The 11,932-nt window shown below is 66.6% G+C and carries 12 protein-coding genes; 8 read left to right on the plus strand and 4 right to left on the minus strand.

All coding sequences use genetic code 11. From position 1 onward, the window contains the following. Positions 1 to 2 precede the first annotated feature (2 nt). Entirely contained in the window at positions 3 to 188 is a 186-nt protein-coding gene (locus BN1134_RS10820) for a YgaP family membrane protein (protein ID WP_042047193.1), read from the minus strand. Between the two features lie 87 nt (positions 189 to 275). Here BN1134_RS10820 and BN1134_RS10825 point away from each other — a divergent pair, with 87 nt between their 5' ends. The 6 genes from BN1134_RS10825 (at position 276) to BN1134_RS10850 (ending at position 6,704) form a co-directional block, all read left to right on the plus strand. Continuing rightward, a complete protein-coding gene (locus BN1134_RS10825) occupies positions 276 to 596 on the plus strand; it encodes an ArsR/SmtB family transcription factor (RefSeq protein WP_042047195.1) in 321 nt (106 codons plus the stop codon). Then, positions 589 to 1,002, plus strand: coding sequence for a YeeE/YedE family protein (locus BN1134_RS10830; RefSeq protein ID WP_042047197.1), 414 nt, complete (start codon positions 589 to 591; stop codon positions 1,000 to 1,002). The genes BN1134_RS10825 and BN1134_RS10830 overlap by 8 nt, the downstream gene beginning before the upstream one ends. A 9-nt stretch (positions 1,003 to 1,011) precedes the next feature. Continuing rightward, positions 1,012 to 1,446, plus strand: a complete 435-nt coding sequence (locus BN1134_RS10835; protein WP_042047199.1) for a YeeE/YedE family protein — start codon at positions 1,012 to 1,014, stop codon at positions 1,444 to 1,446. Between the two features lie 25 nt (positions 1,447 to 1,471). Then, positions 1,472 to 2,497 (plus strand): efflux RND transporter periplasmic adaptor subunit, encoded by a 1,026-nt coding sequence (locus BN1134_RS10840; RefSeq protein ID WP_042047201.1) that lies wholly within the window; start codon positions 1,472 to 1,474, stop codon positions 2,495 to 2,497. Then, positions 2,487 to 5,639 (plus strand): efflux RND transporter permease subunit, encoded by a 3,153-nt coding sequence (locus BN1134_RS10845; protein ID WP_042047203.1) that lies wholly within the window; start codon positions 2,487 to 2,489, stop codon positions 5,637 to 5,639. The genes BN1134_RS10840 and BN1134_RS10845 overlap by 11 nt, the downstream gene beginning before the upstream one ends. A gap of 72 nt (positions 5,640 to 5,711) precedes the next feature. Next, the gene (locus tag BN1134_RS10850) at positions 5,712 to 6,704 is read left to right on the plus strand and encodes a lipoate--protein ligase (RefSeq protein ID WP_042047204.1); all 993 of its coding nucleotides are present in this window, start codon (positions 5,712 to 5,714) and stop codon (positions 6,702 to 6,704) included. Here the strand turns inward: BN1134_RS10850 and BN1134_RS10855 are convergent. The 3 genes from BN1134_RS10855 to BN1134_RS10865 all read right to left on the minus strand — a co-directional run bounded on the left by BN1134_RS10855 (position 6,684) and on the right by BN1134_RS10865 (position 10,509). Then, the gene (locus tag BN1134_RS10855) at positions 6,684 to 7,376 is read right to left on the minus strand and encodes a siderophore ferric iron reductase (protein WP_198133170.1); all 693 of its coding nucleotides are present in this window, start codon (positions 7,374 to 7,376) and stop codon (positions 6,684 to 6,686) included. The two genes, BN1134_RS10850 and BN1134_RS10855, sit on opposite strands and share 21 nt — an antisense overlap. Positions 7,377 to 7,425: 49 nt before the next feature. Then, entirely contained in the window at positions 7,426 to 9,540 is a 2,115-nt protein-coding gene (locus BN1134_RS10860) for a TonB-dependent siderophore receptor (RefSeq protein ID WP_042047207.1), read from the minus strand. A gap of 99 nt (positions 9,541 to 9,639) precedes the next feature. Beyond that, on the minus strand, positions 9,640 to 10,509 hold the full coding sequence (locus BN1134_RS10865; protein WP_042047208.1) for a helix-turn-helix domain-containing protein: 870 nt from the start codon (positions 10,507 to 10,509) through the stop codon (positions 9,640 to 9,642). Positions 10,510 to 10,916: 407 nt separating this feature from the next. Here BN1134_RS10865 and BN1134_RS10875 point away from each other — a divergent pair, with 407 nt between their 5' ends. Together BN1134_RS10875 and BN1134_RS20020 are read left to right on the plus strand one after the other, a co-directional pair. Beyond that, positions 10,917 to 11,639, plus strand: coding sequence for a gamma-glutamyl-gamma-aminobutyrate hydrolase family protein (locus BN1134_RS10875; protein ID WP_042047218.1), 723 nt, complete (start codon positions 10,917 to 10,919; stop codon positions 11,637 to 11,639). Between the two features lie 43 nt (positions 11,640 to 11,682). After that, on the plus strand, positions 11,683 to 11,932 hold a 250-nt coding region (locus BN1134_RS20020; protein ID WP_042047211.1), incomplete at its 3' end, for a Gfo/Idh/MocA family oxidoreductase.

Genomic DNA, 11,932 nt, shown 5'->3' on the forward strand with positions numbered 1-11,932 from the left:
TCTTATTTCAATCCCAGCCGTTTGAGCAGCCTGGCCGCCGGGCAGAAGCCGGTGAAGGCGCTCTGGATCAGGTTGATCCCCACCAGCACGCTGAGCCAGACGAACCCGGGATGAACCCAGTGGGTCAGCACCAGCGAGAGCAGCAGCATGCTGCCTGCCACCACGCGCACACCGTTGTCGACCGTCATTTTTGCTCTCCCATTTAATTAGTTATTGCTAATTTAGGTTTGCTTTATACAATAAGCCTAAATATCAGCAATTGCTAATTTATCACCATGACCCAGTATGACGAGATGAACTACCACGCCGAGGCTGCCGCCGCCCTGCTCAAGGCGCTGGCCCATCCTGAGCGTCTGCTGGTGCTGTGCCAGCTGACTCAGGGGGAGAAGGGGGTGAGCGAACTGCTGGCCCACAGCCAGCTCGGTCAGTCCGCCTTCTCCCAGCAACTGGCGGTGCTGCGCCGCAACGGCCTCATCCGCTCGCGTAAACGGGCGCAGCAGATCTACTACTCGCTCGCCAGCGAGGCGGTCAGCGATGTGCTGGCCGCACTGGCGAAAAATTTTTGTCACTCACAGGAGAATGATGTCGATGTTTGAAACCCAATGGCTGCTCGCCCTGCTGGGGGGAGCCCTGGTTGGCAGCGCCGCGCTGCTGTTGTTGCTGGTCAATGGCCGTATCGCCGGGATCAGCGGGATTTTGACCGGTGCCCTGCAAAGCCGCACCCCGTGGCGCTGGGTCTTCCTGTTAGGTCTTGGCGTCGGAGCCTGGCTTGCCTTTACCCTGGGGTGGGCGGCGCTGCCCGATTTTGCCGCCCTGCCGGCCTGGCCCTGGGTCGCGCTGGCCGGGCTGCTGGTCGGCATCGGAACCCGCTTTGCCAACGGCTGCACCAGCGGCCACGGCATCTGCGGCATGGGGAGGCTGTCACCGCGCTCCATCGTGGCGACCCTGACCTTCATGGCCAGCGGCATCGTCACCGTCTTCGTCACCCATCACCTGCTGTAAGGAGTTTCCATGTATCTGTTTGCTGCCCTGCTTAGCGGCGTCCTGTTCGGCCTCGGGCTGGCGGTCTCCGGCATGGTCGACCCGGCCAGGGTTACCGGCTTTCTCGATCTGGCGGGCGCCTGGGACCCCAGCCTCGGCTTCGTGATGGGGGGGGCGCTCGGCGTCTTCATGCCCGGTTACTTCCTGCTGATCAAGCCGCGTCGCAGTAGCCTCTCCGGTACGGCGTACCAGTTCACAAAACAGGGTGCTATTGATGGAAAGCTCATTGGTGGATCTGCCCTGTTCGGGGTAGGCTGGGGCATGGTCGGGATCTGCCCCGGGCCGGCGCTGAGCCTGTTGTCCAGCGGTCAACCGCTGATCTTGCTGTTTGTGCTGAGCATGGCGGTCGGATTGCTGCTGGTGGACAAGGTGCTGTTGCCCCGGCTGGTGGCCCAGCGCACCTGATAATGAATGGCGAGGGAGAGCGGCGATGAACATGGCGATCGGTATGGTGCTGGCCATCATGGCAAGTGGCGCGGTGCAGGCGGAGGCGACGTCCCTCACCGTGCGTGCTGAACCTGTGCCCCGCTGGCTCACCCTCGACGGTACGGTCGAGCCGGTCAACAAGGGCACTATCGCCGCCCAGACCAGCGGCCGCGTGGTGCGCATGCTGGTGGATGTGAACGACCGGGTGGAGGCCGGGGCTGCGCTGCTGGAGATCAGCGGCAATGAGCAGTCGGCGGCGGTCGACGCTGCCAAGGCCCGGCTGGCCAGGGCGCAGGCGCAGCACAAAGAGGCCGAGCTTCAGCTGGTGCGCTTCAAGGCGCTGTCGGTCAAAGGCGTCGTGACCCGCGCCCAGTTCGATAACGCCCAGGCCAGCGCGCTGGCGGCGAGTGCCGAGGTCAAGGCGGCCGACGCCGCCCTGACCCAGGCGCGCGAGGCATTTGGCTACACCCGGGTGCTGGCCCCCTATGCCGGTGTCGTGACCGCCCGCCACGTGGAGCTGGGGGAGACGGTGGCCCCAGGGACGCCGCTGCTCTCCGGCCTCTCGCTCGATACCCTGCGGGTTGAAAGTGAGCTGCCCCAGTCTCAGCTTGTCCGTGCCTTCAAGGGGGGCGAGCTGACCCCGGAGCAGATTGAGGTGCAGCTCCCCTCGGGTGAGGTGCTCAAGCCGCAGGCGGTCAAGCGCTTTAACTATGCCGACAGTGCCAGTCATACCTTTCGGCTGCGCCTCGACCTGCCCGAGCGGCAGGCCGGGGTGCTGCCCGGCATGTGGGTCAAGGTCAGGGTGCGCCTCGGTGAACACAGCGCGCTGATGATCCCGACCCGCGCCCTGCTGCGTCAGGGGGAGCTGAGCGCCGTCTACCTCAAGGTGGACAAGGGGTGGGCACTGACCCCGGTGCGGGTCGGCCAGAGCGAGGGGGAGAGGGTGGAGATCTTAAGCGGTTTGCTGGCCGGGGATAAGATTGCCAGCGACGCCTGGGCGCAGGTCAGGGAGGTGCGCCATGAGCCGTGACCCGCGCCTCGGGCTGGCCGGCCGTCTGGCGGCGGCCTTTCAGGCCAGCGCCATCACCCCGCTGCTGGCGCTGGTCGCCCTGCTGCTCGGCCTGTTTGCGGTGCTGGTGACCCCGAAGGAGGAGGAGCCGCAGATCGACGTCACCTTCGCCGATGTCTATATCCCCTATCCTGGCGCCTCGCCGCGCGAGGTGGAAAATCTCGTCACCACGCCGGCCGAGCAGGTGATCTCCCAGCTGGCCGGCATCGATACCCTCTATTCGTTCTCCCAACCGGACGGCGCCCTCATCGTGGTGGTGTTCAAGGTGGGGGTGAAGCGAGCCCAGGCCATCGTCGATCTCTATAACCAGCTCTACTCCAACAAGGATTGGCTGCCCCAGGGGCTGGGGGTGGGCGAGCCGCTCATCAAGCCGCGCGGCATCGATGACGTGCCCATCGTTACTCTGACCCTCTGGAGTGAGCGGCTCGGGGCCGCCGAGCTGACCCGCGCCGCCCATGAGCTTGAGACCGAGCTCAAGCGTCTGCCGGGGACCCGCGATGTTACCACCATAGGCGGGCATGACGAGGTGCTGAACGTCACCCTCGATCCGGCCGCGCTGGCGGCCCACGATCTCACCGTGCCCGAGCTGGCCCTGCGTCTTGGCGCCGCCAACCGGGTGGGGATGCTCTCTGGCCTGACTCAGGAGAACCGCGAGTTCAAGGTGCAGGCGGGGGCTTTCCTGCGCTCCCCGGATGAGGTGGCCCAGCTGGTGGTCGGGGTGCACGATGGCAACCCCGTCTACCTCGGGGACGTGGCCGAGGTGACCTTGGGCGCGGCCCTGCCGACCCGGTCGGCCTGGTTTGCCCAGGGCGGGGAGGGGGCGGCGCTCCACCCGGCGGTGACGCTGGCCATCGGCAAGCAGCCGGGCCAGAACGCGGTCGAGGTGGCCAAGCGGGTCGAGGCTCGGGTGGCGGCCCTGCAAAACCGCCTGCTGCCGAGCGAGATCCAGGTCAGCGTCACCCGCGACTATGGGGTGACGGCGGCAGACAAGTCGGCCACCCTGATCGGCAAGCTCATCTTCGCCACCGCCGCCGTGGTGCTGCTGGTGGTGGTGAGCATGGGCTGGCGCGAGGCGCTGGTGGTGGGGCTGGCGATTGCCATCACCTTGCTGCTGACCCTGTTTGCCTCCTGGGCATGGGGCTTTACCCTCAACCGGGTGTCGCTGTTTGCCCTCATCTTCTCCATCGGCATCCTGGTGGATGATGCCATCGTGGTGGTGGAGAACATCCACCGCCATCGGACGCTCTCGCCGCGGCCGCTGAGTGAGCTGATCCCGGGGGCGGTCGACGAGGTGGGGGGGCCCACCATCCTCGCCACCCTGACGGTGATTGCCGCCTTGCTGCCGATGGCGTTTGTCAGCGGCCTGATGGGCCCCTACATGAGCCCCATCCCCATCAATGCCAGCATGGGCATGCTGCTCTCACTGCTGGTGGCCTTTATCTTCACCCCCTGGCTGGCGGGGCACCTGCTGGGAAGGGACCCTCACGGCGCCGCTGCGGTGCGCCACGGCCAGCTCTTTGAGCGGCTGATGTCCCCGTTCCTGTTTGGCGAGGGGGCAAGGCGGGCCCGGCGCCGGCTCTGGCTCGGGGTACTGCTGTTGGTGGGCGCGGCGGCCAGCCTGCCGGCCTTCACCTGGGTGGTGCTCAAGATGCTCCCCTTTGACAACAAATCAGAGTTTCAACTGGTGCTCGACATGCCGGAGGGCACCAGCCTGGAGCAGACCCAGCGTACCCTGATGGCGCTCGGGCGCGAGCTTGGCAAGGTGCCCGAGGTGAAGGAGTACCAGATCTACGCCGGCACCGCCGCCCCCATCAACTTCAACGGCCTGGTGCGCCACTACTTTATGCGGCGCGGCGCCAACCTGGGGGACATCCAGGTCAACCTGGTCGACAAGCACGCTCGCTCGCGCAGCAGCCACGCCATCGCCCGCGCCGTGCGTGAGCCGCTGCAACAGATCGCCCGCCAGCACGGGGGCAATCTCAAGGTGGTCGAGGTGCCGCCCGGCCCGCCGGTCTGGTCGCCGCTCCTGGCCGAGGTCTATGGCCCGACCGAGCAGGCCCGCGAGCGCGGCGCCGAGCAGGTGCTGGCGGCCCTGCGCGAGACGCCCGACGTGGTCGATATCGATCTTTATCACAGCGATCCCCAGCCCTTGTGGCGTCTGAGCGTGGATCGCAACAAGGCTGCCCGCCTCGGGGTGGACGTGAGCGAGGTGGTGAACACATTGGCCACCGGGGTGGGGGATGCGGACGTCACCTGGCTGCACCGGGAGCAGGCCAAGTATCCGGTGCCGGTGCGGCTCACATTGAGCGCGGCCGATCGGGTCAGTCTCGATGGGGTGCTGACCCTCACGGTGCGCGGTGCTTCGGGCAAGCGGGTTCCCCTCTCCGAGCTGGTGGTGCGCCGCGATGAGACCCTGCCTCCCTACATCACCCACAAGAACATGCTGCCCATGGTGATGGTGGTGGCCGACATGGCCGGCCCGCTCGACAGCCCCCTCTATGGCATGGTGGAGGCTGGCCGGCGCATGGCCTTGCCCCAGCACTATGTGCAGCAACCCTCAGTGCCGGGGGAGGTGGCCGTGCTGTGGGATGGGGAGTGGAAGGTGACCTACGAGACCTTCCGCGACATGGGGCTCGCCTATGCGGTCGGCATGGTGCTCATCTATCTCTTGGTGGTGGCCCAGTTCCGCTCCTACTTGGTGCCCCTCATCATCATGGCGCCCATTCCGCTCACCCTGATTGGCGTCATGCCGGGCCACGCTTTGCTCGGGGCCCAGTTCACCGCCACCTCGATGATCGGCATGATTGCGCTGGCCGGCATCATAGTGCGCAACAGCATCTTGCTGGTGGATTTCATCGAGCTGGAGCGATCGCAAGGTACCGTCTTCGAGCAGGCGGTGATCCGCGCCGCCCAGGTGCGCGCCAAGCCGATCCTGTTGACGGCACTGGCGGCCATGGTGGGGGCCCTGTTTATCCTGGATGACCCCATCTTCAACGGCCTGGCCATCAGCCTGATTTTCGGGATCCTGGTCGCCACCCTGCTCACCTTGGTGGTGATCCCGCTGCTCTACTACGCCTTGCTCAGCCGCCGGGTGGGCGACTAAGGGCTGGCACCGGCGCGTTGCTCCGGCGCCCGCGTGTTACCATGGGCGCCGGTTTATCATTCGGGGGCGCCCATGCTCAGACTGCTCATCTCTCACTCCCACGATCCCCACTTCAACCTAGCGGTGGAGGAGTGCATCTTTCGCCAGATGGACGCCTCCCAGCGGGTGCTCTTCCTGTGGCGCAACGCCGACACAGTGGTGATTGGGCGGGCCCAGAACCCATGGAAGGAGTGCTACACCCGGCGCATGGAGCAAGACGGCATCACCCTGGCGCGGCGCAGCAGCGGCGGCGGCGCCGTGTTCCACGATCTGGGCAACAGCTGTTTTACCTTCATGGCGGGCAAGCCGGCCTACGACAAGAGCATCTCGACCGGCATAGTGCTGGCGGCGCTGGCGCGGCTTGGGGTGACGGCCGAGGCGTCGGGGCGCAACGATCTGCTGGTGGCAACCCCAGAAGGGGCGCGCAAGATCTCGGGCTCGGCCTATCGCGAGACCCTGGATCGCGGCTTTCACCACGGCACCGTGCTGCGCTCGGCCGATCTCGGCCGGCTGGCCGACTACCTCAATCCCGACCCCAAGAAGCTGGCGGCCAAGGGGATCAGCTCGGTGCGCGGCCGGGTGACCAATCTGGCCGAGCTGGGGGTGAGCCTGTCGCACGAGGCGCTGTGCGAGGCCCTTGGCGAGGCCTTCTTCCACCACTACGGGGAGCGGGTGGCGGCCGAGATCATCAGCCCGGAGCGGCTGCCGGATCTGCCCGGTTTTGCCGAAACCTTCGCCCGCCAGCGCAGCTGGGAGTGGAATTTCGGTCGGGCGCCCGGCTTTAGCCATCAGCTGGAGGAGCGCTTTAGCTGGGGCGGGGTGGAGCTGCACCTCGAGGTGGAGAAGGGGGTGATCGGCGCGGCGCGCATCTTCACCGACAGCCTGGACCCGGCCCCGCTGGAGCGGCTGGCCGAGCGGCTGCATGGCTGCGCCTATCGCCCCGAGAGCGTGCTAGCTGAGGTGGCGCGCTTAGAGGGGGAGGCGCGCGACGATCTGATGGGCTGGTTAGGCGACGCGCTGCGCTAAGGCCTGTTGCCGGCGCGGGCAGTTGTCGCACAGGACGCCATCGCTGCGCTTGTAGTGCAGGCAGCAGCGCTGGCGCAGGTAGCGAGGATCGTCCCCCGGCAGGCGCGGCGGGGTTGGCAGTTCGAGGGCCGCCAGCCAGCGCCGGGCCACGAAGGGTAAGGGGTGAGCGGCCAGCTCGGGCAGGTGCGGGGCGAGGCGCTCCAGCGCCACCAGCAGATCGTCGGCCAGCAGCTCGGCGCGCAGGCGCGGGCGCGGTGCCTCGGCCATGAGGGCGGCGAGCGTGGCCAGCAGGGGGCGCAGCCCGGCGGCAGTGCGCTCGATGCGGCGCACCAGATCGGGCTCGGCTTCCATCTCCCCGTTCAGCCAGTAACCGGCCACCATCCCCTCCTGCTGGTATTGCAGCAGGTTTGCCAGCGCTGGCACCCGCCCCAGGCCGTGCACCGCCAGGATGGCCAGGTAGAGGGGTTGCCAGGTGAGCAGGCTCCAGCCGCGGGTGAGCCAGTAGGCCCGCCCCGCCTCGGGGCTGGCCTGTTGCAACTGCGCCATCAGTGCGGCCACCGGAGCCGTGTTCCCCTCCTGGCCGATGGGCTCGCGTCTGGCGAGCTCCGTGCGTTGCAACGCTGGCAGCAGGCGGCGGGCCAGCTCGTCGAGGGCATCAAGTTGGGTGGTCATCATCGTCTCCTGAGGCCGCCACGGCGGCCCCTTGTGCTTGAGCGGCCATTTAGAAGCGGTAGTTGAGGCGCGCCTCGATGTTTCTCTCGGCGCCAAACCAGCAGTTGCCGGTGTCGTAGCAGGAGAGGTACGCCTTATCGAGCAGGTTGCTGGCACTGAGCACCGCCTCGGTGCCGCGCAGGCCAAGGCGGCCCAGATCGTAGCGCGCCGCCATGTCCCACAGGGTATAGCCGGGCACCTTGCCGCTGTTTTGGGCGTCGATCTCGGTCTTGCCTACGTAACGCACTCCGCTACCGAGGGTAAGGCCGCTCAGGCTCCCCTGCTCGATACGGTAGTCGGCCCACAGCGAGGCGGTCTGCTCCGGCACCCAGACCGGGGTCTTGCCCTTAAGCCCCGCGGTGTCACGGGTGATCTCCATGTCGAGCAGGGTGTAGCTGGCGCTCACATCGAGCGCGTCACTGAGCGCCCTGCGCCCCTCCAGCTCGATCCCGCGCGAGACGGTCTCGCCGGTTTGCAACTTGGGCCCGTAGAGATTGTCCGGATCCGTGACCAGCGAGTTCTTCTTCGTGATATGAAACGCCGACAAGGTGGCGCTGGCGCCGCCATCGGCGGAGAGGTATTTGACGCCGCCTTCCCACTGCTGGCCGGTCGACGGCTTGAAGCCGTTGCCGTTTTTGTCGATACCGGCGACCGGCTCGAAGCTCTCGGCGTAGTTGAGGTAGGGGGCCAGGCCGCTGGGCAGCTCATAGAGGGCGCCGACCCGCCAGGAGGTGTTGTGCTGGCTGATGCGGCCGTGGCTCTGGCCCGGGGCCCCTTGATAGAGGGTGCGGCTGTCGGTGTCGGAGCGGTAGGTGTCATAGCGCCCGCCGGCGATCAGCACCCAGCGATCCCAGCGTACCTGATCTTGCAGATAGAGGCCGGTCTGGCGCTGGCGGATCGCCTCATCATCCTGATAGTTGAAGCCGAGCACCGCCGGATCAATCTGGTCGTGATCCGGGGTGAACAGGTCGATGGCAGGCGCCGAGTAGTCGAGGGTGTCGAGGTAGCGCACGTCGGCGTTGAGGCGCTGGGCGTCGAGCCCCAGCAGCAGGTGGTGCTGCCAGCGACCGACATCAAGGCGGGCCGAGAGCTGGTTGTCGATGACCAGGCCGTGGCTCACCTCGTCGGTCAGGTAGGCATTGCGCGCCACGGTGCGCTGATCGGCGGCCAGCGGGGCATTGTAGGTGTTGCGTTGCTGGGCGCTGGCGTCGGTGTAGCGGGTGTTTTGCAAAAACTGCCAGCCGTTACCGAAGTCATGGTTCAGCTTGTAGCCGAGCAGGGTGACTTCGCGCTCGTAGTGGTTCCAGTTGCGATCGCCCAGGAAGGCATCGCTGGCAAGCTGGCCATGGGGGTTGCCGTGAACCGAGCCGCTGGCCGGCACCGTGGTGTAGATCCCCATGGCCGGATCTTTTTGGTAGTAGAGGTTCAGGTTGAGCAGGGTGCGCTCCCCCAGTTGCCAGTCGAGCGAGGGGGCGATGAGGTAGCGCTCCTGTGTCGAGGTGACGGCTTGGCCCTCTTGCTTGCGTGCCAGTCCCACTAGGCGGTAGGTCAGAGGGCTCTGACCGAGCGGGCCGGTGCTGTCGATGCTGGCCTCACGTAAGGCGTGACTGCCGCTGGCCACGCTCAGCTCGGTGGAGGCCTCACGGCGCGGCGCTTTGGCGATGAGATTGACCATGCCCCCCGGCGGCATGCTGCCATAGAGGACCGAGGTGGGCCCCTTGAACACCTCGACCTGCTCGAGGGCAATGGGATCTATCTGGGGTTGCAGATTCCAGCCGTTGTATTGCAGCAGCAGGCCGTCGTAGCTGTTCTGGTAGTTGTCAAAGCCGCGAATGTTGAAGAGATCGAGGCGCGACACGGCGCCGCCGCGCAGCTCGGTATTGACGCCGGGCAGGTAGCGCAGTGACTCGCTGACCGAACGCACGGCGCGCAGGCTTAAGGTCTCCCTGTCGACGACAGAGATCGCCTGCGGCGTCTCAAGGGGGGTGAGGCGGGTCTTGGTGGCGGTGTTGCGGTAAGTCTTGCCAAGCACCATCACCGTCTCGTCGGCGTCGGTGGCCAAGGCTGGGGTCGCAAGCAGGCTGGCCACGGCCAGGGTCAGTGGGGGCAGTGCGGGGTGACGCAAGATGGAGTCCTCGAAGCAAACAACAAAATGATAATGAATGTCATTTGCATTCTATTATCTGCATTCGCGGCAGAATTCACAATTTGGGGCATCTTGCCCTCAGCGGGGGGCGATAGGCAGCCAGTACTCCATGCGGGCTTGTGGGTCGTCGGTGCGGTATCCGGCGGGGTAGATCTCCAACTCGATGCCATCGAGCCCGCGATAGCGAGAGCCGGGCAGCCAGTGGCGAATAAACCAGTGCAGGGTGTCGGGCAGGGTGCGCAGATCGCCCTGCTGGGTCAGCACAGCGTACTCCTGAGCGGGGATCGAGAGGGTGGCAAGACCGGGTAACGGCTGGGGTAGCCCGGCCCAGTACTCGACCACCCCTTCCGCTGCGCTCGTCACATCGACGGCGCCGATGCGCGGCTGGGCGCCCCAGAGAGGGCGCGGGTAGTGCTCGGCCAGCTGTTGCCACAGGGCGGGCACCTGCTGCTGAAAATCCGGGGCGCTGGCAAACAGCCCACGCACCTGGCCGTGTGTGCCGCCGAGCACAAAGGCGGGGCGGCTCTCGATGCGCACCGGCAGCAGCCTGCCTGGCGCCTCTTGCTCGCCTTCCGGGCACAGGGGGGCCCGCAGGCCGACTCGCAGGCCACGTTGGCGGTAACCACCGGGTGTGCAACCGAACTGCTGCTTGAAGGCGCGGCAGAAGCTGGCCTCCGAGGTAAAACCGTGGCGCAGCGCCAGATCGACGATGCGTTCACGGCCATCGAGCAGCGCTTCGGCGGCGCGGCTTAGCTTGAGTTCGCGCACATAGTTGGCCACCGTCAGACCAGTCTCTTCGAGAAAGACCCGCTGCAACTGCCAGCGTGACCAGCAGCTCTGGGCGGCCAGCAACTCAACGCTGAGGGGGTGGTCGAGGTGGTTGTGGATGTAGTGCAGCACCCGGCCGATCCGGGTCAGTTGTCGGGAGTGGGGGGCGTGTGCGCTCATCCTTGACCACTGCTGCTGCAAAGAAGAGGCGCAGTGTCGCACAGGGGGGCGGCCCCTTCAACGCGCCCTCTCGTGATTGGCCGGTGGGGTCGAATGTTCATGACGCGAAGCGTGCGGGCCTATGGCTCGAGGCGATGACGCGGCGCTTTCTTGAAGGGCGCGCAGCGGGGGGGTTGCTATCTGAAACGCTCAAGGCAGACTGGAAGGCAGCGCAGCCCTTTGGTTGCGCTGCGCCCATCGCCTTGCCAGCCGTCCGCTTGGCAACCCGGGCGGGAGTGCCCGGGGCGGCGCTGCGCTCACTGACGGTGACATTCAGGTGATCTATGTCCAATTCGACCCGCCCTGCACCCGACCCGCTTGCCCGCGCCGAAAACGCGCATCCTGCCAAGCGCAAGCCAAATGTGCTGATGACCATGGGCTGTCAGCCCCGCGCCGGTCACGACTATCAGGTGATGACCCACAAATACATAGTGCCCCTGGTGGAGCTGGCCGGCTGTGTGCCGCTGCTGATGCCCACCTGCTGTGGCCTCGATGACCTCGATCACTACCTCGATCTGGCCGATGGCCTCTACCTGACCGGCGCCGGCTCCAACATCGATCCGGCCCTCTATGGCCAGCAGAACCTCACCCCTGACAAGGCGCGCGATCCCGAGCGCGATCGGGTCGACATCGCCCTCATCCACGGCGCCCTGGCGCGCGGCCTGCCCCTGTTTGCCATCTGCCGTGGCATGCAGGAGCTCAACGTGGCGCTGGGGGGCGATCTTTACCAGCGGCTCTATGCCGAGGGGCCCTTTGCCGATCACCGGGAAGATCCGGCCGTGCCGGTCGCGGCGCAGTACGGTGCGCGCCACCCCGTCACCCTGGTGCCGGGCAGCTGGCTGCACACCCTGCTCGGGGAGCCGGTCATCATGGTCAACTCGCTGCATGGTCAGGGCATTTGCCGGCTGGGGGCGGGGCTGGTGCCGCTGGCCCATGCCGAGGATGGCCTCGTCGAGGCGGTGACGCTCGCGGGGCGTGATGCCTTCACCCTGGGGGTGCAGTGGCATCCGGAGTGGCGGGCCAGCGCCAATCCTCACTCGGTGCGCCTGTTCAAGGCGTTTGGTGATGCCTGTCGCCAGCGCTGCAAATAGGCGTGATATGCTGGTGGCTCCTCCCATCTCGCAAGGAGAGCGTATGCGCATCGCTCTGGTGGGGCTGGGCGACATCGCCCGTAAGGCCTATCTGCCGCTGCTGGCCTGTGACGAGCGGGTCACGCCGCTGCTCTGCACCCGTGACGGGGCAACGCTGGCTACGTTGGCGCGCCGCTATCGGGTGAGTGAGACCTACAGCAGCTATGGGGCGCTGCTGGCCGCCCATCCCGATGCCGTGATGATCCACGCCGCCACGCTGGCCCATGCGCCTCTGGCCGAGGCGGCGCTGCAAG

Origin of the sequence: Aeromonas simiae (assembly GCF_000820125.1) — a bacterium.
Lineage (GTDB): Bacteria > Pseudomonadota > Gammaproteobacteria > Enterobacterales > Aeromonadaceae > Aeromonas > Aeromonas simiae.